Here is a 22,809-nt window from a genome sequence, read left to right on the forward strand (position 1 = left end):
GCTCGATCAGGGCTCCGGCCCCTGTTCAGCGGGTGTCGCTATTAGCAAGAAGGGCTTTGAACCCCTCCAATCTGCCGAAAAAACGGGCTGTCTCCAGCGCTGATGAAAAAGATCGCAACCAACGCTTCCATCGTCCAATGAATAATGGCAACCTCTGTATGCCTAAATGTTATGAAAAGGATACGACATGCCGCGGATCAACCCGCGACAGGTGGAAGCCTTCAGGGCGACGATGCTGACCGGTGGCGTCACTGAAGCGGCGAAGCTGATGGCGGTGACGCAGCCCGCGGTGAGCCGGCTGCTGCGCGACTTCCAGGCGCTGTTGAAGATGGAATTGTTCGAGCGGCGCGGCACCGGGCTGGTGCCGACCGCCGCAGCCATTGCGCTCTATACCGAGGTCGAACGTTCATTCGTCGGCCTCGAACGCATCACCGCGGCAGCCGAGGAGATCCGCGGCCGTCGCATCGGCACGCTGCGGATTGCCGCATTGCCCGCGATCTCGAATGGTTATCTGCCGCGGCTCGCAGGACATTTCCTGAAGCAACGCCCCAACCTCAACCTTGCCTTCTTCGGCGTGATCTCGCCGATCGTCATCGATTGGGTGTTGAACAACCAGTGCGACATCGGCTTCGCCGAGCTTCCGATCGCCCATTCCGCCTTGCCAAGCATGCGCCTGCCAGCCTTGCCACGCGTCGCGGTTCTCCCGACCGGTCATCACCTGGCGGCGAAGGAGGTTTTGCAGTCGCGCGACTTCGAGGGAGAGACGTTCATCTCACTCTCGGCCGGATCGGCCAGCCGGCATCTGATCGACCAGATCTTCCAACGCGACGACGTCCACCGCGTGTTGCGGGTCGAGACCGCGTTGTCGGAGATCATGTGCGGCATGGTGTCGTCCGGGCTCGGGGTCGCGCTCTGCGATCCTTTCACCGCACAGGAGTTCGCGACCCGCGGCGTCGTGGTGCGTCGCTTCCTGCCGCGGATCGACTTCCAGTTCGCGGCGGTTTTTCCAGCGCAGCGGAGCCCCTCGCCGGTGGCCTTGGACCTGGTCGAGACCGTGCGACGATCGCTCAACGAACTGGATGGTCAGCTTCACTCGGTAAGCGGATGAGAGGATTGCCGCTCGCGCTTGCCACCTAACGGCATGCCATCCGGTTGGCTCCTGCTCACAGATGGGCTTCGAAGGCGTCACGTTGCGCGCGCGTCAAATGCAAGCCGTGCTTGGTGCGCCGCTCGAGAAAATCCGCGGGCTCCTCCGCCCACTCCGTTGCCCGGAGAAAGTCCGCCTCGCATTCATAGAAATCTCCGCCGAAGTGACGGCCAAGGTCGATGACGCTACGGGCCGATCCAAGCAGGTCGCGCGCGCGGGTGCCGTAGAGCCGCGCATAATGATGCGTCAGCGTGCCGGGCAGATCGGGATAGGCTCGCGCGAGCTCTGTCGCGAAGCCCTCGAACGTGCCGCCGATGTCACCGCCGGGCAAGGGCTTCCCCGCCGTCCAGGCTGGCGACATCTTGTGAAACCAGGGCGCCAAGCGACCAAGCGCGTGCTCGGCGAGCCGGCGGTAGGTCGTGATCTTGCCGCCGTAGATCGTAAGCAGCGGCGGCTCCTCCGGCGTGCCGTGGACCTCGAATACATAGTCGCGCGTGACCGCCGATGGATTGTCCGAATTGTCGTCGTAGAGCGGCCGCACACCGGAAAAGGCATGCACGATGTCGTGCTGCCCCGGAGACGCGCGAAAGTAGCGCCGCAGGATGCCGAGCAGATAGGCGGTCTCGTCGGCATCGATCACGACGTCCTCCGCCCGGCCGTCATAGGGAATGTCGGTGGTGCCGATCAACGCCAGACTGTCCTCATAGGGATTGACGAAGATCACGCGGCGATCCTCGTTCTGGAGCAGATAGGCCTGCGGCCCGCTCCAGAATTTCGGCACCACGATGTGGCTGCCCTTGACCAGCCGCACATTGTGCGACGAGTTCAATCCCACGACGCCCTGCACGACATCACTCACCCAGGGGCCGGCCGCATTGACCAGCGCACGCGCGCGCACCACCTGCGGACCGCCCACGCCTTGCATCTCCAGACGCCAGGCGCCCTGCTCCCGCCTCGCGCTCACCGCGCTGGTCCGCGGCAGGATGACGGCGCCGCTGCGGGCGGCATCGATCAGGTTGAGGATCACGAGCCGAGCATCGTCGACCCAGCAATCCGAATACTCGAAGCCGCGGCGATATTCCTCGCGGAGCGGCTTGCCTTCGGGCGCGCGTGACAGATCGAGCCCGCGGCTCGCCGGCAACTGCTTGCGGCCGCCGAGATGGTCATAGAGAAACAGCCCGCTCCGGATCAGCCAGGCCGGCCGCTGCTCGGGCGAATGCGGCAGCACGAAGCGCATCGGCCAGATGATATGCGGCGCAGATGCCAGCAGCACCTCGCGCTCGATCAACGCCTCCCGGACCAAGCGAAACTCGTAGTATTCGAGATAGCGCAATCCGCCGTGCACGAGCTTGCCGGAACGCGACGAGGTGCCCTCGGCGAAGTCGCCCTTCTCACACAGCAGCACGTTGAGACCGCGACCGGCCGCATCGCGCGCAATCCCGGCACCGTTGATGCCGCCGCCGATGATGGCGATGTCGACGAGCCCGTGGTCGGCGCCCGGTGCAGCCGCAATCATCGCGTCCTGCTGCGCTTCTTCTCGACCCGCCTGTGTGCCGCGGCCTTTCGTGTCGACCGGCTCTTCGCGGCCTTCTTCGCGGCCTTTGCCGCCTTGGGCTTCGGCGCCTGCAAGCCGTAGCTGGAGAAGCCCCGCGCGGTCTCGGCGATCTGCTCCTCGCTCAGAATGTGCGGGGTCTCGAGTGCGAGCGAGAGATAGTACTGACGCGCGATGGTTTCGAGCTCGACCGCAAGCCACATCGCCTTGTCGAGATTGGCGCCGACGGCGATCATGCCGTGATTGGCCAGCAGGCAGCCGTTGCGGCCTTCGAGCGCGGCCAGCGCATGCTCCGACAATTCAGCGGTGCCGTAGCGCGCATAGCCCGCGCAACGGATGTCGTGGCCGCCGAACGCGGCCATCATGTAATGGCAGGCGGGAATCGGCTTGCGCGCGATCGCCAGCACGGTGGCGTAGGTCGAATGGGTGTGCACGATGCCGCCGACATCGGGCCGGGCGCGCATGATGTCGAGATGGAAGCGCCATTCGGTCGATGGCTGCAACGGCCCATCCCATGAGCCATACTCGCCCTCCAGCGGCATCGAGGCGATCATGTCCGGCTTCATCGCATCGTAGGGCGTGGCCGACGGCGTGATCAGCATCCTGTCCTTGTAGCGCGCGGAGATGTTGCCCGACGTTCCCTGGTTGAGACCCGACGCGTTCATCCAGCGGCACTTGGCGATGATCGCCTCGCGCAATTGTCGTTCCTCACGGGTCATATCAAGGCACCTTTCGTCTTCAGCAGGGATTGAGCGGCGGCTCGCCGGCCAGGAAGCGGCGAACCTCCTCAGCCGCCTGGTCGGCGGCGAAGGTCACGGTACGCACGGAGGCGCCGGCGATATGCGGCGTCAGCGTGACATTGGGCAGTTGCAGCAGCGGCCAGTCGGGCGGCACCGGCTCGACCGCGAAAGTGTCGAGCGTCGCGCCACCGAGCCGTCCCGCCGACAAGGCCTCGGTGAGCGCGTCATAGTCGACCAGCGGGCCGCGTGCGGTGTTGATGAAGAAGGCATCCGGCTTCATCCGCGCCAGCGCCGCACGATCGATGAACCGGGTGGTCTCGGCGGTGACCCTGGCGTGCAGGCTGATTACGTCGGCGCGCGCGAGCAGATCGGCGAGGCCGACATGCTCGACGCCGTCATTGCGGTCCTGGGCGCTGATCTGGACATAGGGATCGGCCACCAGGATCTTGCAGCCGAACGCCTTGAGCAGCTTCACCACGCGGCTGCCGATCGCGCCATAGCCGACGATCCCGACCGTCATCTCGCCGAGCTCGCGCCCAGTGCGATCGGCGCGGTAGAGATCGCCGCGCCATTCGCCGGCGCGCAGCGATTCATGGCCGCTGCGGATCAGCCGCGTCTCGGCAAGAATGGCGCCGATGGTGAATTCGGCCACCGCGCTGGCGTTGCGGCCCGGTGTGTTGACGACCAGCACCTTGTGGTCGCGCGCGGCCTGCATGTCGATATTGACCGGACCGCCGCGCGACACCGCGATGAATTTGAGGTTCGGCAGCCGTTCCAGCATCGACCGCGAGATCGGCGCCAGATGCGTCACCAGCATCGGCGCGTCGCCGATGAAGCCGGCGATCTGATCCGGATCGCCCATGAACTCCTTCAACCCGTCGAGCTTGGAGCCGGCGTAGCCGTGCTCCATCGGCTGGTCCGGCCACGGCTGCTCGAGCATACGAATATCGACATCCTTGCCGCACGCCGCCACGATCCGCTCGGCAAACACCGACGGCAGCATGAAACGATCGCCGATGATGGCAATGGTGTCAGACGCGATGGCATCAGACCTGATGGCATCAGACATGGCCACCTCCTGCACGTAACGCTGCGAGTTGCTTCCAGACCGGCCGCGCCGCGAGGCGGGCATTGAGATAGGCCGGGAACAGGCGCGAATAGCGCGTGGCGAGCTCCGGATCGTGCGCCTGCGGCGCGTTCAGGCACGGCCTCACCCAATCCTCCGCGCAGGCCGTCATGTCGGGATAGATCCCGGTCGCCACCGCGGCGATCATCGCAGCGCCCGCCGCCCCGGCTTCACTCCGGCTGCAAACCCGCACATTGCATTCGAGTGCGGCGCCGAGGATGGCGCCGAGCGCCCGGCTTCGCGACGCACCACCGGTGATCCGGAGGTCACGCGGCAGCGAGCCCATCGCGGCGTAGCAATCGCGTGCGGCAAAGGCGAGCCCTTCCATCACCGCCCGCATCAGATCCCAATAGCCATGGCGCGTGCGCAGCCCCAGGAATTGCGCACTGGCTTCGTGCGACACGAAGGGACCGCGCTCTCCGGCATCGGAGATGAAGGGATGGAACAGCAAATCGCCCGGCCGCGCCGCGAGCACGCGCGCGTCGAGCCCGCGGATCAGATCGGCCCGCGATCGCGTCACGCCTTCGACCGCCAGCAGGTCTCGCGCCAGATCGATCAACCAGTCGATATTGAGCGTTGCCGCCATGTTCGACTGCATCTGCGCAAAGTGGCCGGGTACTGGGAACGGCATGGTGTAGCCGGTCGCCTCGGGATTGAGCACCACCGCATCCGCGCTTGGCGCCAGCCGCATATGCATGCCGGTGGAGCCGATGATGGTGCAGCCGACGTCGGGCGCCGGATCGTAAAGTCCCGCACCGAGCGCGTTGCAGATCACGTCGACATAGCCGAGCGACACCGGAATTCCCTCGGGCAGCCCGGTCTCCAGCGCCGCGGCCGCGCTCAACGGATGCGTCGTCACCGCGCCGTCGACCACATCGGGAAACAGCGGCATGCAGTCGGAAATGCCGATCAGCTTCGCGGTCTCCGCATCAAAGCTGCGCCTGCGGAAATTCCCGCAGGTGAAGCTCGCTTCCGACGGATCGGTGGCACGCTGGCCGGTGAGCAGGAAATACAGCCAGTCCTTGCAGTGGAATGCAGTCCGTGCGCGTGCCAGGGCCTCTGGCGCGTGGGTTTGCATCCAGGCGAGCTGCGGGCCCTGCTGGCAGGCGCTCAGCCCCGAGCCGGTGCGCTGATAGAGCGCGGCATTCCGATCGCTGCCACGGATGCTCTCGACCAGGTCGCCGGCCCGCGAGTCGAGCCAGAGCAGGGCCGGCGCAACCGGATGGCCATCATCGTCGATCAGCCAGGTGCCGTCGCCCTGCCCCGTGACGGCCACGGCCGCCACCCGCGATCCAACGTCCGGCACCGCGGCCACAAGACCACGCACCGCGGCCACGGTGTCGGTCCAGGTGCGCGCCATATCCTGCTCGACCCGGCCGCCGGGCGCGGTGCTGTAGCTGTTGGGCAGCGAGAAGTCGGCGAGCTGGCGGCCATCGCGCGTGAACGCCACCGTCTTGATCAGTGACGTTCCGGCGTCGATGCCGATGATCACATCGCGGCTCTGCGGCATCGACATGTCAGCCCGCCTCCGCATGGCGAATGCAGACCCCGTCGGCACCGAAGATATGAAGATGCCGTGAGTCCAGCGAGAATGGGATGACGTCACCCGGCCGCGCGGCGACCCGGCTCGACGTCACCGCGATCAGCTGATTGCCGGCGCATTCGCCCGCGACATGCGCCTGGTCGCCGAGCCATTGATTGGACATCACCCGCACCTGCACGTCGCCGCTCCCGACCGTGACCTTCTGCGGTCGGATCCCGACACGAACGCGCTTGCTCTGCGCCAGCGCTCGCTGTGCGGCCGGACCGAGCGTGCCACTCGGAACATGGAACGCGATGTCAGGCCCCGCGGACAGGCGGAAATCGCCGTCCGCGGCCGCAACATCGGTCTCCAGCAGGTTCATCGGCGGCTCGCCGATGAAGCTCGCCACGAACAGGTTGGCCGGTCGGTTCTTCAGCTCCTTCTCGCTCGCGAACTGTTGCAGCACACCGTCTTCCATCACCGCGATCCGGTCGGCCAGCGCGCTTGCCTCGGTCTGGTCATGGGTGACGAAGATCGCCGTCATGCCGCGCTCGGCCAGCAGGCCCTTGATCCGCCCGCGCAGCACGGCGCGGAGCTGCGGCTCGAGCTGTCCCATCGGCTCATCGAGCAGATAGAGATCGGCGTCGCGCACCAGCGCCCGCGCCAGCGACACCCGTTGCTGCTGGCCGCCCGAGATCGAGCGCGGATATTTGTCGAGCGTATCCTCAATCTCCACGAGCCGCGCGATCTCGTCGACACGGCGATTGACCTCGCCATGCGACAGCTGCTGCGCCTTCAGCGCGAAGGCGATGTTCTCGCGCACCGTGAGCGGCGGATAGAGCGAATAGCCTTCGAACGCCATCGCCACCTTGCGCCGCGCCGGCGGCAGCTCATCGATCCGCCGCGCGCCCAATGCGATCTGACCCGAGCTGACGCTTTCAAAACCCGCGACCATGCGCAAGGTCGAGGTCTTGCCGCACCCTGACGATCCCAGCAGTGCAACGATCTCACCTCGTCCGACCGCCATATCCAGCGCGCGCACGGCATGAACCGGCGGCTTGCCGCGGCTGCGATAGACCTTGTCGACATTGCGGATTTCGAGCATGCCCATGGTCACCTCGCCTGCCTCATGCCGCCTGCCGCCGGTCCGGCTGACCGACACGGAGCCCGGTTGCGCGATCGAACAGCAGTGCGCCCTGCGGCGCGAACCGAACGAACACGTCGTCATCCGCGCTCGCCACCGGCGCATCCGGCGGCAGTGCCGCGAGCCATTCCGAACCATCGGCGAACCGCAGCAACAGCACGGCGCGCTCATGCATCGGCGTGATGGCGACGACGCGGGCGGGAATGGCGTCATCTCCGGCATTGCGGCCGATCACGAGGTCGCCGGGACGAACCCCGAGCCAGTACGGACCGTGTGGGGTCGACGGATCGATCGAGTCCAGCCGCACCCGCGTCCCCGCAACCTCGGCACTCAGGCCGCCCTGCCCGGCCTGAAGCGCGACCTCGGCAAGGTTGATGCTGGGATCGCCGAACAGCCGCGCGACGGCCACGGACGCCGGCTTCGCATAGACCTCTTCAGGTCGCGCCAGTTGCACCAGCCGGCCGCCGACCAGGACCGCGATCCGGTCCGCGATCGCCATCGCCTCGCGATAATCCTGCGTGACATAGAGCACCGCGGCCGAGCTTCTGCGCAGCAGGCTCGGCAATTCCAGCCGCATCTCGTAGCGCAGCTTGGCATCGACGTTGCGAAGCGGGTCATCGAGCAGCAGCACGTCGGGATTGCCGATCAGCGCGCGCGCCAATGCGGTGCGTTGCTTCTGCCCGTTCGACAATTCGCGCGGCATGTGGCCGAGGACATGCTCGATCTTCAGGAGTTTGCTGACTGAGGCGACCCGCGACGCGACGTCGCCGCCACCGGCTCCCGCGCGCACGCCGCTCGCGATGTTGTCGCGTGCGGTCATGTGCGGGAACAGCGCGAAGTTCTGGAACGCCATGCCGACCCCGCGCCGCTCCGGCGGGGCGCCGACGATCGAGCGACCGCCGACCAGAATGTCGCCCTCGTCGGGCTCGTACATGCCGGCGACCATCCGCAGCAACATGGTCTTACCGCTGCCCGAGGGACCGAACACCGCGACGATCTCGCCGGGTTCAACCGTGAACGACAGCCCGTCGGCGCAGCGGATCGGGCCGAACGACTTGCCGAGAGCGTTGATGTCGAGACGCGCCATGGTTCAGCCCTTCACCGCGCCGAGCGACAGCCCTTCGACCAGATAGCGCTGGGCGTAGAGCGCGAGCAGCAAGGTCGGCGTCACCGACAGCACGATCGCCGCCGCGATCTGCCCGTACTGGATTCCCGAGGCCGTGACGAAGGCCAGCGCACCGACCGTCACCGGCTGCTTGTCGGCAGAGGCCAGGATCAGCGCGAAGACAAAATTGTTCCAGCAGAAGATGAACGACAACAGCCCGGCGGCCGCGATGCCGGGACCGGCCAGCGGCACCGCGATGCGGGCAAAGGTCTCGCGCCAGGAATGCCCGGCCAGGCGGTAGGCGTGCTCGATGTCCGGGCTGATATCCTCGAAATAGCCACGCACGATCCACAGGATCAAGGGCAGCGCGATCAGTTGATAGACCCAGACGATGCCGAAATAGGTGTCGCTGAGGCCGAGCTGCTGATAGTAGAGCGACAGCGGCAGCAGCACCAGCAGCGGCGGCGCGAAGCGGAACGACAGCAGCGTGAAGGCGATGGATTCGCCGAGCCTGAACTTGAAGCGCGCGAACGCATAGGCCGCCGGCACGCCGAGCAGCAGCGCAAGGATCACCGCCGCGCTCGACAGCACGAAGCTGTTCATCAAATTGCGCATGAAGGAGATTTCGAGATTGCCGGCCGTGGTGCGCAACTGTCCCGAGATCAAGGCCTGGTAATTGGTCAGCGTCGGCTCGAACAGGATGCGCGGTGGAATCCGCAGGATCTGCTCGTTGGTCTGGAAGGACATCAGGAAGATCCAGACGATCGGAAACATGAAGAACACCAGCACGAGCGCCAGCGCGACACCCCGGAAGATGCGACCCGCAAGACTGGAATGATCCATCGTCGCCTCCCGCCGCTCACGCGTGACTATGGGCGCGCGCCCGCAGCCGCAGCCAGTTCTTGATGAAGATGTTGGACAGGATGTTGGTGATCAGCCACAGGATCATCAGCAGCGCCGCCGAACGTCCGACATTGGTGTACTGGAAGAATTCGAGATAGGCCTGGACCTGGAACACCATCAAGCGGTCGCCGGGCCCGCCCTGCGTCATCGCGTAGATGATGTCGAACTGCTGGATCGAGTCGAGCAGGCGGAACAGCGACGCGGTGATGATATAGGGCGCCAGCATCGGCAGCGTGATGCGGAAGAACACGAAGCTCGCCGGCACGCCATCGAGCGCGGCGGCTTCGAACGGCTGCCGTGGCAGCGAGCGCAAGCCGGCCAGCAGCAGGATCATGATGAAGGGCGTGTAGACCCAGACATCGACCAACACCACCGTAAACAGCGCGGTCGACGGATCGGACGCCCATTTGAAATCGTGGATGCCGAACAGGCTGACCAGATAGGACAGGATGCCGAAGCTCGGATTGGTCATCAGCTTCCACATCAGCGCCGCGATCGCCGGCGCCGTCATCAGCGGCAGCAACAGCATGATCGACACCGCATTGTGGAAGCGGGTCGGACGCCGCAACAGCAGGGCGATGCCGAGGCCAAGCAGCAGCTCCACCACCACGGTCACGGCCGTATAGATCAGCGATATCTTCAGCGTGTTCCAGAACGCCGGATCGGTGAGGAAGTCGATGTAATTGTCGGCCCAGATGAAGCCGCGCAGATAGGGCAGATTCAGCCGGTAGCGCTGCAACGAGTAGACCGCCGCCGTCACGAACGGCACCAGGATCGCGATGCAGACCAGCAGTGCCGGCAGGCTCAGCAGATATGGCAGAAGGCGCCCGCGCGGCCGGGGGTTGCGGCGTGGGACCGTGTTGGTCTCGGAAAGCTGGGCCATGCTCATGACAACGGGAGCTCACTTGTTCGCTGCAACATCGCCGGTTCGGATCGGAGTACGATCCGAACCGGCGGGTTGTCGTGGTGCGGAGGAATCAGGGCACCACGCAAGGTGTTCACCCGAGGCCCGCCTGCTTGAGCTGGCGGTTGATGCTCTCGGCGAGCTTGTCGAGGCCTTCGTCGACGCTGACTTCCTTGGCCACCATCTTTTGCAGCGAGGCCGCCCATTCGGTGGTCAGGTCGAAAAACAGCGGCTGCGCCGTGAAGTAGATCTTGGCGCCGGGCGAGGAGACGTCATGCTGCTCGAGATAGCCCGGATATGATTTGGCGATACGATCGCGGAACTCACTGTCCTTCCACACCGAAGCGCGCACCGGGTTGACGAAGTCCATCTTGCGGGCGCCGAACAGGCCGTGCTCGGTCGAAGCCGCCCACTGCATGAACAGCCACGCCGCATCCTTCTGCTTGGAGAAGCTCGACAGCGCGAGCGACCAGATCCAGACATTCGGCGTCGGCGCCTTGGCCGCCGGGTTGGCGGCGAACGGCGCGTAGCCGAGATGCCCCTTCTCTTTGTTGTCGCCGCCATTCATGAAATAACCGAGGATGTCGGCATCGAAGATCATCCCCGAGGCGCCGGCGCCGAGATCGGTGCCGACCTGATACCAGGTATAGGTCGACCAGTTCTTCGGGCCCGAGCCCTGGATCATCTTGACCCACTTCTCGTGGAAATCCTTCGATGCCTTGGTGTTCATAGCGGCCTTCAGCTTGCCGCCCTCCATCACGAAGTCCTTCTGGCCGAAATTCGAATAGGCCGACAGGAATCCGGGATGGATGGTCGCCCACGAGCGCGAGCCGCGCACGCCGATGCCGTAGGGACCACCGGCGTCCTTGGTGATCTTCGCGGCGACCTCGAGCATCTCGTCGAGATTCTTCGGTGGCTTGACGCCGACCTTGTCAAAGATGTTGCGGTTGTAGGTGATGTTGTTGAGCTCATAGCCCCATGGAATGCACCACTGCTTGGCCTTGCCCGAACCGAGCTCGGAGCCGGCGACGCCGTCCCAGGCCGTCGAGGCGCGCAGGCCGGGCAGCACATCGTCCCAGGCAAACGCCGGATTGGTCCTGGCGGGGTCCTTGATGTAGGCGTTGAGATCCTCGATCCAGCCGGCCGGACCGTAGGTCCAGGTCATGTAGGCGCCGGTCATGAAGGCATCGTACTGATCCGACTTGGACGACAGCGCCGCCGTCACCTTGTCGAAATAGACGTCCTCCGGAAAGATGTCGTAGGTGACGTTCATCCCGGTCAGCGTCTTGAACGCTTCCAGGTCACCGATCATCGCATCGACATAGGGATGCTTGTTCAGCAGCAGCTTGACCGACTTGCCGCTATAGGCCTTCCAGTTGAAATCCGCCGCCATCGCCCGCGACACTGCCGATGCGAAACCGGCATTGGCGGCAGCACCGACGATGCCGAGCCTGGCAGCGCCATCGAGCAGGTCACGCCGGCTGATGCGCTTGGCGGCGTAGGAGTCGAATAGGTTCTTCTCTCGATCGAACATTGTAACCTCCCATTGTGCGCGTTTACTTTCCCTTACGACCTTTGGTCTTGGTCTTGCCGGATGTTGTCTCCGGCTTATCGGTCACGAGTGCCTGCGCGGTCACTTCATCGATGATGAGGCCGTGCAGCAGGCCACTGCGCAGCACCGCGCGCAAAGCGGCCACCTTGGCGAGCCCACCGCCGATCGCGACGATGCGATGCGCCCTGAGGTCTGCGGGCGCCATCGAGGTAGCACGCGCGGAGAGATCGAGGTCGAGCACCTGGCCGTCGGCGCTGAAGAAGCGCCCGAGCAGGTCGGCGCACGCTCCCGCCCGCTTCAATTCCACGACCTCGTCCGGCTTGATCATTCCGCTCGAGACCAGGAATCCGTCGCTGTGGATCTGCCCGATGCCGACGAACAGCAGCGATGCCTCACGCGCCAGCGCATACACCTCCGCAATGCCGTATTGCTGCATCAGCACCGCGCGGTCGGCGACCGAATTCGCGAACACCGGCACCGGTAAGAGATAGGCCTCGGCTCCCGTCCGCTCCGCCAACCGATGAATCACGTCGAACGGGTTGGCGGCGAACTTGCGCGTCAGGCCGCCGAGCAGCGAGACGAATTGCACGTCGCGGGCCGGCGTCTGCGGCAATTGCTCGACCACCGCCGCCAGCGTGCGGCCGTGACCGACGCCGATGATCTTGTGCTCGCCGCGCTCGAGAATCTGCCGCAGGAAGCTCGCGCCTTCGAGTGCGAGCGCCTTCAGCGGCCAGTCGCCTTCGCCGAGATCGGGCGCGACGCGGCAGAAGCCCAGGCCGAAGCGCTCGGCCAGCACGTTCTCCAGCGCCACGCATTCGGCCACCGGCCCCTCGACGAAGACGCGGATCATGCCTTCGCGGCTCGCGCGCGCGATCAGCCGGTGCGCCTTGGTGCTCTGGATGTTGAGCCGCTCCGCGACCTCGGACTGGGTCAGGCCGGCGGCGAAGTACAGCCACGCCGCGCGGGTCGCCAGCGAGGCTTCGCCGTCAATCATCGGCACCCTGTCGGAGGAGGTCACCACGCCGCAAAAGCCCGCTTGCAAAATTCTTCAGATGCTGCAAAAAATTGCAGACGCAGATCGAGACGTCAATCCCCCAAACGTGTTGCAGTGCAACGTTGCTCGCGAACGAAGCTGCCGGCGCCGTGTTACGAAGCGATCGTGGTGAGGTCTGATGACAGGCTTGTTCCTCGGAATTGACGTCGGCACCGGTGGCGTGCGCGCCTGTGCGATCGATGCGCGCGGAAATATCCAGGGCATGGAATCGACTGCGCTGCCGCCGCCGCGACAGGACGGCAACGCGATCGATCAGGAGCCGGAGCTGTGGTGGCAGGCGACGATTGCCGCGATCGGCAAGCTCAGCCACAAGATCGATCTCGCAGACGTCGAGCGCATATCCGTCGACGGAACCTCGGGCACGCTGCTGCTGATCGATGAAGACGGCCGGCCGCTGACGACGGGGCTGATGTACAATGATGCGCGCGCCACGGCGGAAGCTGCCCGCATCGCAGCCATAGCACCTGCCGAGAGCGGCGCGCATGGCGCGAGCAGCGCGCTGGCCAAGCTGCTGCATCTGTTGAACGAAGACAGCGCGCGCGGCGCACGCTTTGCCGTGCATCAGGCCGACTGGATCGCCGGCCGGCTGGCCGGACAACACGGCGTCAGCGACGAGAACAACACGCTCAAGCTCGGCTACGATCCGGTGACGCGCACATGGCCAGCCTGGCTCGATCGCCTCGCGGTGCCGCGCGACCTGCTGCCGAAGGTGCTGGTGCCGGGAGCAACGTTTGCGGAGATCGATCCGAAAATTGCGGCCACGCTCGGCCTGCCACCGTCGGCTCGGATCGCGGCCGGCACCACCGATGGCGTCGCAGCCTTCATCGCCACCCGCGCCGACACGCCGGGTGACGCCGTCACCTCGCTCGGCACTACGCTGGTGGTGAAGCTGCTGGCGACACAGCCGATCTTTGCCGCGAGCCAGGGTGTCTATTCGCACCGGCTCGGCGAGCGCTGGCTTGCCGGCGGCGCCTCCAACACCGGCGGCGGCGCACTGCTGGCCCATTTCAGCGCCGCCGAGATGGAGCGCCTGACGCCGCGATTGCAACCGGAGGCACCGACCGGTCTCGACTATTATCCGTTGGCCAAGCCCGGCGAGCGCTTTCCGATCGCCGATCCGGCGATGCCGCCGCGGGTTACACCGCGACCGGCGGAGGACCATCGCTTCTTTCAGGCGCTGCTGGAGGGCATCGCGTCGGTCGAGGCGCTGGCCTATCAGCAGCTAGGCCGCCTCGGCGCGCCGGCACTGCGCCGCGTCATCAGCATCGGCGGCGGCGCAAGGAACGAGGCATGGACCGAGATCAGGCACCATGCGCTCGGCGTACCCGTGACGGTCGCCGAACAGACCGAGGCGAGCTATGGCGCAGCACTGCTGGCGCTGCGGGGCGGTCCGGCATGAAGCAAGGTCCGATCGACATCGATGGCCTTCACAGCATCATCGATCGGTTCGATCATGTGCTGCTCGACCAATGGGGCACGCTGCACGAAGGACAGGCGATCTTTCCGGCTGCACTCGACTGCGTGGTGCGGCTGCGCCAGGCCGGCAAGCGCGTGATGGTGCTGTCGAACTCCGGCAAGCGCGCGGATGGCAATGCGAAACGTCTCGCCGCCCTTGGCCTGCAAGCGGACGCTTACGACGGCATCCTCACGTCGGGCGAAGCCACCTGGATCGGACTGAAGACGCGCGCGCACCCGCCATTCAACGAGTTGGGCCGCACCTGCTTCCTGATCACGCGCGGCGGTGACCGCACCATCATCAACGGGCTCGATCTTGCCGTCGCGGACGACGTCGAGAACGCCGACTTCATCCTGCTCGCGGGCCTCGACGATGCCGCGGCCGAACCCGAACAGTGGCGGGAGTGCCTGGCCCGTGCAGCCACCCGCGGGCTGCCGATGCTGTGCGCCAATCCCGATCTGACCATGTTCGGCGCGCATGGATTGATCCCCGCGCCCGGCGCGCTGGCGCGCTTCTATGGGAGCCTCGGTGGCCGCGCCAGCTTTGTCGGCAAACCGCACGCGCCGATCTTCGCCGCTGCACTCGATCAGCTCGGCCATCCGACGCCGGCGCGCGTGCTGATGGTCGGCGATTCCCTCGACCACGACGTCGCCGGCGGACGCGCAGCCGGCATGCTGACGTTGTTCCTGCGCGCCGGCGTGCACCGCGACGATGCCGGACGATTGTCCGACCATGATTCACGCACGCCGCACTGGACCATGACGCAGTTCATCTGGTGAGATCCACACCATGCAACAGCCCGCTCAGATCAATGACCTCCGCGAGATGTCGGCGCGTGTCGGCAGGAACATGCTGCTGGTGCAGGGCGCCGGCGGCAATTCATCGGTAAAGGATCGCGATACGCTGTGGGTGAAGGCCTCCGGCACATGGCTGTCCGATGCCACCGACAAGGACATCTTCGTCCCGGTCGCGCTGTCCGCTGCCCTCGCCGCGCTGGAGCAAGGCGACGAACGCGTGCCGCTCGCCCCGGGCGCCACGACGACATTGCGTGCCTCGATCGAGACCTCGCTGCATGCCTTGATGCCGCACCCGGTGGTGCTGCACGTCCACTCCGTCAACACGATCGCCTGGGCGGTGCGGACCGACGCGCCTGCCGAGCTCACACGCCGGCTCGCCGGCCTCAACTGGCGCTACCTCGATTATTGTCATCCGGGATTGCCGCTGGCCCAGGCGGTGAGCGCGGCGATCGCGCGCGAACCCGTCGATGTCCTGATCCTCGGCAATCACGGCCTCGTCGTCGGCGCCACGACCTGCGAGGCCGCGGAAGCCATGGTGGCCGACGTCGAGCAGCGCCTCGCGCTGATGCCGCGTGAGGCATTGGCAGCCGACAGCGACGCGCTGCGCAGCATCTGCGCCGGCACCGACTATCGGGTGCCATCCGACCCGCGCTGCCATGGCATCGCCACCGATCGGCACAATCTCGCGGTCGCCACCGGCGGCTCGCTCTATCCCGATCATGTCGTGTTCCTGGGGCGGGCGATGCCGACCCTCGGGCACGGCGGCAGTCTCCGCGCAGCGGACTTGAAGAAGACCGATGCGCCGCCGCCGGTCGCTGTCCTGATCCCCGGGATCGGCAGCGTGATCCGCAAGGATGCCAGCGCCGGCGCCGAAGCGATGCTGAGCTGCCTCGCGCTGGTGACCTGCCGCCTGCCGCCGAACGCACCGATCCATTATCTGACCGAGCAGAACGAGAACGCCCTCCTCAATTGGGACGCCGAGCGCTACCGCCAGCAACTCACCGCCAGCCGCTGAGTGCGGCTACAGGCTTGCCTGCCGCAGACCGGCGCCGGTGGCGCTCGCCGCCGCCGCGAGCGGCTGGCGGCCGAGGATGAAGTCGGCGCCCTTCTCTGCGATCATCACCGTCGGCGCGTTGGTGTTGCCCGACACCAGCCGCGGCATGATCGAGGCGTCGATCACCCGCAGGCCCTCGAGGCCGTGCACGCGAAGCTGGTCGTCGACGACGGCGAGCGGATCGGAGCCCATCTTGCAGGTGCCGACTGGATGATAGATGGTTTCGCAGCTTTGCCGGACGTAGCTGTCGATAGCGGCATCCGACGTTGCGCGCGAACCCGGCGCGTATTCCTCGCCGCGATAGGGATCGAACGCCTTCTGCGCGATGATCTCGCGGCCGACCCTGATGCCGTCGCGCATGTTGCGCACGTCCTCCGGCGCCTGAAGATAGTTCGGGCGGATCGCGGGATGCTTGAGAGGATCGGCCGAGGTGATCATGATCGAGCCGCGGCTCTCGGGCCGCGCGATGTTGAAATAGGCCATGAAGCCGTGCTCGTTGACGATCTTGCGGCCGTGGTCGCCATAGATCAGCAGCACGAAGAAGAATTGCAGATCCGGCGCCACCAGATCGGTCTGCGATTTGAGGAACGCCATTGCCTCCAGCCCGTGCGATGTCGCAGGACCGGTCCTGGTCAGCACATATTGGATAAAGGCCGCGGTGGCGCCGAGCGGCTTGGTATGCTTGAGGAACGAGATCGGCTGGGTGCAACGCTGCTTCACGCCGCAGGCGAGGTGATCTTGCAAGTTTTGCCCGACGCCCTTGAGCTCGTGCTCGACCTTGATGCCGAGCGAATGCAGCTGATCGCCGTCGCCGATGCCCGACAGCTGCAACAATTGCGGCGAGTTGATCGCGCCGCCGGCCAGGATCACCTCGCGTTCGGCCCGCAGCGTGTGGACCTGGCCGCCCTTGATGTATTCGACGCCGACCGCGCGTCCACCCTCGACCAGGATACGCGAGGCCAGCGCCTTAGTGATCACCTTGAGGTTAGGACGGTTCATCACCGGATGCAGATAGCAGCGCGCAACGCTGGCACGCTTGTTGTCCGCGATCGTCGAATCGACCGGACCGAAGCCTTCCTGCTCGGCGCCGTTGAAATCATCGGTCGCGCGATAGCCGGCCTGCTTGCCTGCCTCGAACCAGGCCCTGGTCAGGGGATGGGTCAATTCCGGCAGCCGGCTGGTGCGCAGCGGGCCGTCGGCGCCATGATAATCGTCGGCGCCCAACTGGCGGCCTTCGGAGCGGATGAAATACGGCAGGCAGTCGGCATAGGACCAGCCGCGATTGCCGAGCTGCGCCCACATGTCATAGTCGGAGGCATGGCCGCGGATGTAGACCATGCCGTTGATCGAGCTTGATCCGCCCAGCACCTTGCCGCGCGGCCAGAACAGCACACGATTGTCGAGATGCGGCTGCGGATCGGTGTGGTAGTGCCAATCGACGCTGCCGGATTTCATCAGCGCGAGGTATCCCGCCGGCATGTGGATGAAGGGATTGCTGTCCTTGCCGCCTGCCTCGAGCAGTACGACCTGATTCTCGGGAACCTCCGACAGGCGGTTTGCCAGGACGCATCCGGCAGAGCCGGCGCCCACAATGACGTAATCCACCATGGTCTCCTCCATCTTCTTCTTCGCGTTTCTGCGAGGCGACCCGGCGAGCTAGGCTCGCATCAGGGTCCGTGGCTTGGACTCGTCGGAGCCATTGATGACCTTGCCTGTCGCGGGATCGAAGAGGCGGATCCTGTCGAGCGCCGGCACCAGCCTGATCACGTCGTCCGGCGACAGCTCAAGGCGATCCTGCGTGATGGCGCAGACCTCCTGCCCGCCGAGATCGGCATAAATGTGAATCTCGGGACCGGTCGGCTCGACCACGGAAACCTTGGCGGGGATGCCCTCGCTGCCGGTGCCGGGCCGCAGATGCTCGGGCCGAATCCCGTACTTGACGACCTGCCCCGCGGCGACGTTCGCGCCGGGCGGCAGCGGGAGCGTGACGCCGTTTGCACGCACGACTTGCCGCCCCGCCTCCGCGGCGACCTCGCCGGACAGGAAGTTCATCGCGGGCGATCCGATGAACTCGGCGACAAACAGATTTGCCGGGCGATCGTAGATCTCGAGCGGCTTGCCGATCTGCTCGATCATGCCATCGCGCAGCACCACGATCGTATCGGCCATCGTCATGGCCTCGATCTGGTCGTGCGTGACATAGATCGTGGTGGTCGCAAGCTTGTGATGCAGCTCCTTGATCTCGGTGCGCATCTGCACCCGCAGCTTGGCGTCGAGGTTGGACAAGGGCTCGTCGAACAGGAACACGGAGGGATCGCGCACGATCGCACGTCCCATCGCCACGCGCTGGCGCTGGCCGCCCGACAGCTGCCGCGGCTGGCGATCGAGATAGGGCGTGAGGTTGAGGATCGACGCCGCCCACTCCACCTTGCGCCGGATCTCCTCCTTCGGGCGCTTCTTGAGCTGCATCGAGAACGCCATGTTGTCGAACACGGTCAGGTGCGCGTAGAGCGCGTAGTTCTGGAACACCATCGCGATGTTGCGATCCTTCGGATGCAGATCGTTGACCACGACGTTGCCGATGCTGATCTCGCCCGCGGTGATCGCCTCGAGGCCGGCGACCATCCGCAGCAAGGTCGACTTGCCGCAACCCGAGGGACCCAGCAGCACGACGAACTCGCCATTGGCGATGGAGAGATCGACGCCGTGGAGAACCTCGAAGCCGCCGTAGGACTTGCGCACGTTGCTGATTGTGACCGATGCCATGCCTTGACCTTCCCGCTATGCGGCTGCCCTCGCCGACAATATCCGCTCGGCAATCTCGACGAAGCCTTCGGCACCCCGCTTGCTGGCAACGAAGGCTGGAGCCGCGGCCATCGCGCCCTCGAAATCCCGCACATTCGCGACGCCGCAGGCGTAGGGAAAGAAGCCGAACATCGGCGCATCGTTCGGGCTGTCGCCACAGAACACGATACGATCCCTCGCCTCGTCGAGATCGAGGCCGAGCCTTTCGCGCAGAAATATCCGGGTCATCGCCAGCTTGTCATAGCGGCCGAACCATCCGTTGACATGGATGGAGGAGACCTTGGCGATGCCGCCGGCGTTCTCGAACAGATAGACGATCTTGTCGACGGCGGCGCGCGGCAGCGGCGGCACGTCCTCGCACACGTCGATCGCAAGATCGGCTTCGCGGTAGAGCTGATCGGCGGAGATCGCCGCACCCGGGACCTCGGACAGGATCCGCTCGCCGAGCGCCAGCAATCTGCGGCGATTGGCGGCGCGCTCCGCCTCGGTCGCGATGAACTTGCGAACCATTTTGCGCGCCACCGGATCGTGCCGGAAATAGAACGCGCCGTTCTCGCCGATCACGCCGTCGACCGGCCAGAACCGCGCAATCATGTCGCACCAGCCCGCAGGCCGGCCGGTCACCGGGACCACCGCGAGGCCGGCACCGCGCAACCGCTCCAGCGCGGCATAGGAAGCCGCAGGAAGCTGACCATCGGTGGTCAGCGTATCGTCGATGTCGGTCAGCACGCAGACGGCACGGCGGGCGGCCTCGTCAGGAAAACTTGCAATCGGCTTCATGACGGCACGTCTTCCGCAAACGCCGCCAGACGGGCGTTCCAGTCGAGGAGTTTTGGCCAGAGGTCGGCATGGATGGCGCGAAACTCGGCATAACGCGCAACATTCCTCGGTTCGGGCTGGAATATCCTTGCCGGCGGTTTGGTCATCGCTGCGGCGGCTTCGGCGATCGTGCCGTACCAGCCCGCGCCCTTGGCGGCCGCGATCGCAGCGCCAAGCGACGACGCTTCCCGCGCCGGCGAACGGCACACCGGACGCCCCGACGCATCGGCCAGGATCTGTAGCCAGAGGTCGCTGTCCGAACCGCCACCGATAGCCGCGAGCTGGCTGATCTCGCCTCCGGTCACCGCCACGATCCTTTCGATCTGGCCGGCGACCTCGAGCGCGATCCCTTCCAGCAAGGCACGATAGATCGCGCCGCGCCGGGTCGAGCCCGACAATCCGGCGATCACGCCACGTGCATAGGGATCCCAATAGGGCGTCATGCAACCGAGCCAATACGGCAGCACCACGACGCCGCCGGCTCCGATCGGGCACGCCGCCGCCTCAGCCTCCAGCGCCTTGAAAATGTTTCGCTGCGCCGCCGGATCGGCACCGAGCATCTCCCGCGCCATCCAGTCGATCAGAAACGTTCCGGTGCGGATGCACTGCTCGTAGATGTAGCCATCGTCGCACACCGCCTTCTCGGTACGAAACGCGCGGTCGTAAGCGTAGTTGCGGCCGTAGCTTCCTGAGACCACCGCGGTACCCAGATTGATGTAGGCGCTTCCCGGAGACGTCACGCCGGCGCCGGTGCTGGCACACTGACCGTCACCACCCCCGGCGATGACGGCTGTGCCTGCCGACAGGCCGGTGAAAGCGGCCGCCGCGTGCGTGACCTCTCCCATCCGGGCGCCGGGCCGGGCCAGCGCTGGCAATTTCTCGATCGCAATGCCCGCGGCATCGAGGATGGCTGCGGACCAGGCACCGCTCGTCATGTCGAGCAAGCCGGTCGGATCGGCCGATGCCGTCGACGTCCGCCACTGGCCGGTCAGGCAATGCGTCAGATAGCCGTGGACTTCGGCGAACCGCGCCGCGCGGGCAAAGATCTCGGGCTCGTGCTCTGCCATCCAGATGATGCGATAGAGGCACGGCAGAACGTCAAGCGGCTTGCCCGATATGGCATGAACGCACTCGGCCCCAAAGGATTGTCCGAACCGAACGACCTGGGCGCGCGCGCGCTCGTCGAGCCAGGTCATGCCGGGCCTGATCGCGGCCCCGTCTTCGGTGAACGCGCTGAAGGTCTCGCGCTGATTGGAGATCGCCACGGCGGCGATCCGTCTGGCATCGACCTGATCGGTGATGCTGCGCAGCGCGGCCACCGCCGCATCCCACCAGTCATCCGGGTTCTGCTCGAAATATCCCGGATGCGGGTTGGCGAGGCCGATGCCCTTGCGCCCCTCCGCGACGGCACGGCCGCTCCGGTCCCAGGCGATCGCCTTGGTCGCGGAGGTCGAGCTGTCGATACCGATCACCAGATCCTGGGTCATTCCATCTCGCTTCAAAAGAAGCGAAGGCGACCTGCGCCGCCTTCGCGAACTTTTGCACCGCTGGCCTCAGAGCAGGCCGGCATCCTTTACCTTGGCGTCGATGTCCTTCGCCAAGGCGTCCATGCATTTCTGCGGATCGCCGCCATAGGCCTGGCCGGTGAGCAGCTTGCCGAGCTCGGTCGGAATCTCGTTGGTCGACAGGCCGGCCCACAGCGCCATGTGCGGCTCGGTGGCCATGGCGTTGTCGATCACCCATTTCACCGTTTCGAGATGCCGCGTCGTGCCCGGGCCAACCTTGGCCTTGGCCTTGACGCGCGGATCGGCGAACGACGAGTTCCGCATCGGCGCAAAGCCGCCAAGCAGCGTGCAGCGTGTCATGATCTCCTTGCAGCAACCCCACTGCATGAAGATCCACGCCGCTTCCTTGTTCTTGGAGTATTTCGACAGCGAGATGCACGAGCCGCCCTGATGGCCGAGATTCGGCTGCTCGTTGAAGCCGGCATCGGCAGGCGCGCGCAGCTTCTTCGCGGTCAGCGGCTTGGCCGGCTCCCACAGACCCTTGACCTTGGAGTCGTCCGCATCGAGACCCGGGAAGAATTCGTCCCAGCTCTGCACCAGCGCCACCTGGCCGGAATGCATCATCTCGAACTGGCCATCCCAGGTCGATGCCGTGGAGTTCGGCGGCGACACCTTCAGGAGCTCCTGGTACCATTTCAATCCGGCAACGCCCTGCTCGTCATTGCCCGAGAATTTCTTGTTCTTGTTGAAGATCGAGCCGCCATGGCCCCACACCGCCTGGCTCCAGTCGCACTCCAGCGAATAGTGGCCCGACTTCGCCTGCAAGCCGGTACCGAAGATTCCGTTGCCCTTCTCGGCCTCGCTGATCTGCCGCGCCGCCGTCAGGAAGTCTTCGTAGGTGGTCGGCACCGCGATCTTGTGCTTCTCCAGGATGTCCTTGCGGTACATCAGGGTGAAGATCGGAATGTCGAAGGGGATGCCCATCCACTGTCCCTCGACCTGGGCGACATTCTTGACCAGCGGCTTGGAGAAATCGTCCCAATCGAAATCGGGCATCGCAAGCTCGGGCTTGTCCTTGTAGTAGGCGACCGGATCGATGCAATCCGGCTGGAACATCGAGATCCAGGATTGATCGAGATAATAGAGATCGTAGGAGCCGAGCTGGCCCTGCACGTCCTGCGTCGCCTTGGCGAGCACCTGCTCGAGCGGCACGATCTCGACCTCGACCTCGATGCCGGTCGGATCGGTGAACTCCTTCTTGATCTGGTTGAGCACCACCGACGGCGGCGTCGATTCGGTCGAGTAGCGGATCTTGGCGCCCTTGAACTTGCTGCCGACGTCCTTCAGCCATTTGGCCTGGTTGTCCGGCAGTCCTTCGGCATAGGCCTCGGTGCCGATCAAACCGCTGCCCCGGCGCAGGCCGCGCGGATTGCCGAGCATGCCGAGGCCGAAGGCTGAAAAGCCGACGCCCGCCAATCCCATCCTGCGCAGGAATTCGCGCTTGGAGATCTGCCGGTTGGTATATGCGTTCGCGTTGTCGACGATGAATGTCTGCTGGTCGAATTTCTTGAAACTCATTGATACCTCCTCCCAACGTTTGTTGACTTTCTGGTCTCGGTCTGCG

19 protein-coding genes are annotated in these 22,809 nt (G+C 65.5%); 4 read left to right on the plus strand and 15 right to left on the minus strand.

The genetic code is table 11. The features are described from left to right. Positions 1 to 187 precede the first annotated feature (187 nt). On the plus strand, positions 188 to 1,108 hold the full coding sequence (locus CWS35_RS34675) for a LysR substrate-binding domain-containing protein (protein WP_024579838.1): 921 nt from the start codon (positions 188 to 190) through the stop codon (positions 1,106 to 1,108). Positions 1,109 to 1,163: 55 nt separating this feature from the next. On the opposite strand, the gene CWS35_RS34680 is transcribed toward CWS35_RS34675, so the two are convergent. The 10 genes from CWS35_RS34680 to CWS35_RS34725 form a co-directional block, all read right to left on the minus strand. Further along, positions 1,164 to 2,663 carry a glycerol-3-phosphate dehydrogenase gene (locus CWS35_RS34680; protein WP_100955617.1) on the minus strand — a complete coding sequence of 500 codons (1,500 nt, stop codon included), beginning with the start codon at positions 2,661 to 2,663 and terminating at the stop codon, positions 1,164 to 1,166. Next, complete coding sequence (locus CWS35_RS34685; RefSeq protein ID WP_100955618.1) at positions 2,660 to 3,418, minus strand: class II aldolase/adducin family protein; 759 nt, start codon at positions 3,416 to 3,418, stop codon at positions 2,660 to 2,662. The genes CWS35_RS34680 and CWS35_RS34685 overlap by 4 nt, the downstream gene beginning before the upstream one ends. Positions 3,419 to 3,437: 19 nt before the next feature. Continuing rightward, positions 3,438 to 4,508, minus strand: a complete 1,071-nt coding sequence (locus tag CWS35_RS34690; RefSeq protein WP_100956920.1) for a 2-hydroxyacid dehydrogenase — start codon at positions 4,506 to 4,508, stop codon at positions 3,438 to 3,440. Then, positions 4,501 to 6,081, minus strand: coding sequence for an FGGY-family carbohydrate kinase (locus tag CWS35_RS34695; RefSeq protein ID WP_100955619.1), 1,581 nt, complete (start codon positions 6,079 to 6,081; stop codon positions 4,501 to 4,503). Before CWS35_RS34695 ends, CWS35_RS34690 begins: the two co-directional genes overlap by 8 nt. 1 nt (position 6,082) lies before the next feature. Beyond that, positions 6,083 to 7,192 (minus strand): ABC transporter ATP-binding protein, encoded by a 1,110-nt coding sequence (locus CWS35_RS34700; RefSeq protein ID WP_100956921.1) that lies wholly within the window; start codon positions 7,190 to 7,192, stop codon positions 6,083 to 6,085. A gap of 22 nt (positions 7,193 to 7,214) precedes the next feature. Next, positions 7,215 to 8,318 (minus strand): ABC transporter ATP-binding protein, encoded by a 1,104-nt coding sequence (locus CWS35_RS34705; protein WP_100955620.1) that lies wholly within the window; start codon positions 8,316 to 8,318, stop codon positions 7,215 to 7,217. Positions 8,319 to 8,321: 3 nt separating this feature from the next. Further along, a complete protein-coding gene (locus CWS35_RS34710) occupies positions 8,322 to 9,179 on the minus strand; it encodes a carbohydrate ABC transporter permease (protein ID WP_024579831.1) in 858 nt (285 codons plus the stop codon). A gap of 16 nt (positions 9,180 to 9,195) precedes the next feature. Further along, positions 9,196 to 10,122: a carbohydrate ABC transporter permease gene (locus CWS35_RS34715; protein WP_192827267.1), complete on the minus strand. Its 927-nt coding sequence runs from the start codon at positions 10,120 to 10,122 to the stop codon at positions 9,196 to 9,198. Between the two features lie 115 nt (positions 10,123 to 10,237). Beyond that, entirely contained in the window at positions 10,238 to 11,677 is a 1,440-nt protein-coding gene (locus CWS35_RS34720; RefSeq protein WP_100955621.1) for an extracellular solute-binding protein, read from the minus strand. Positions 11,678 to 11,699: 22 nt separating this feature from the next. Further along, entirely contained in the window at positions 11,700 to 12,689 is a 990-nt protein-coding gene (locus CWS35_RS34725; protein WP_029878892.1) for a sugar-binding transcriptional regulator, read from the minus strand. Between the two features lie 178 nt (positions 12,690 to 12,867). On the opposite strand from CWS35_RS34725, the gene CWS35_RS34730 reads away from it, so the two are divergent. From CWS35_RS34730 to CWS35_RS34740, 3 genes are read left to right on the plus strand one after another with little or no spacing between them, the layout of a single operon-like run. Next, positions 12,868 to 14,148, plus strand: a complete 1,281-nt coding sequence (locus CWS35_RS34730) for an FGGY-family carbohydrate kinase (protein ID WP_100955622.1) — start codon at positions 12,868 to 12,870, stop codon at positions 14,146 to 14,148. Beyond that, complete coding sequence (locus CWS35_RS34735; protein WP_100955623.1) at positions 14,145 to 14,984, plus strand: TIGR01459 family HAD-type hydrolase; 840 nt, start codon at positions 14,145 to 14,147, stop codon at positions 14,982 to 14,984. Before CWS35_RS34730 ends, CWS35_RS34735 begins: the two co-directional genes overlap by 4 nt. A gap of 10 nt (positions 14,985 to 14,994) precedes the next feature. Beyond that, a complete protein-coding gene (locus CWS35_RS34740; RefSeq protein ID WP_100955624.1) occupies positions 14,995 to 16,017 on the plus strand; it encodes a class II aldolase/adducin family protein in 1,023 nt (340 codons plus the stop codon). A 6-nt stretch (positions 16,018 to 16,023) separates the two neighbouring features. Here the strand turns inward: CWS35_RS34740 and CWS35_RS34745 are convergent, their stop codons facing one another. The 5 genes from CWS35_RS34745 to CWS35_RS34765 all read right to left on the minus strand — a co-directional run bounded on the left by CWS35_RS34745 (position 16,024) and on the right by CWS35_RS34765 (position 22,763). Beyond that, positions 16,024 to 17,664, minus strand: a complete 1,641-nt coding sequence (locus CWS35_RS34745) for a choline dehydrogenase (RefSeq protein WP_100956923.1) — start codon at positions 17,662 to 17,664, stop codon at positions 16,024 to 16,026. Between the two features lie 48 nt (positions 17,665 to 17,712). Continuing rightward, positions 17,713 to 18,822, minus strand: coding sequence for an ABC transporter ATP-binding protein (locus CWS35_RS34750; RefSeq protein ID WP_100955625.1), 1,110 nt, complete (start codon positions 18,820 to 18,822; stop codon positions 17,713 to 17,715). A gap of 15 nt (positions 18,823 to 18,837) precedes the next feature. Beyond that, positions 18,838 to 19,641 carry an HAD-IIB family hydrolase gene (locus CWS35_RS34755; RefSeq protein WP_024579822.1) on the minus strand — a complete coding sequence of 268 codons (804 nt, stop codon included), beginning with the start codon at positions 19,639 to 19,641 and terminating at the stop codon, positions 18,838 to 18,840. Beyond that, positions 19,638 to 21,167, minus strand: a complete 1,530-nt coding sequence (locus CWS35_RS34760; protein WP_100955626.1) for an FGGY-family carbohydrate kinase — start codon at positions 21,165 to 21,167, stop codon at positions 19,638 to 19,640. Before CWS35_RS34760 ends, CWS35_RS34755 begins: the two co-directional genes overlap by 4 nt. 66 nt (positions 21,168 to 21,233) lie before the next feature. After that, positions 21,234 to 22,763, minus strand: coding sequence for an ABC transporter substrate-binding protein (locus CWS35_RS34765; RefSeq protein ID WP_100955627.1), 1,530 nt, complete (start codon positions 22,761 to 22,763; stop codon positions 21,234 to 21,236). Positions 22,764 to 22,809 lie beyond the last annotated feature (46 nt).

The sequence above is a fragment of the Bradyrhizobium sp. SK17 genome (assembly GCF_002831585.1).
Taxonomy (GTDB): domain Bacteria; phylum Pseudomonadota; class Alphaproteobacteria; order Rhizobiales; family Xanthobacteraceae; genus Bradyrhizobium.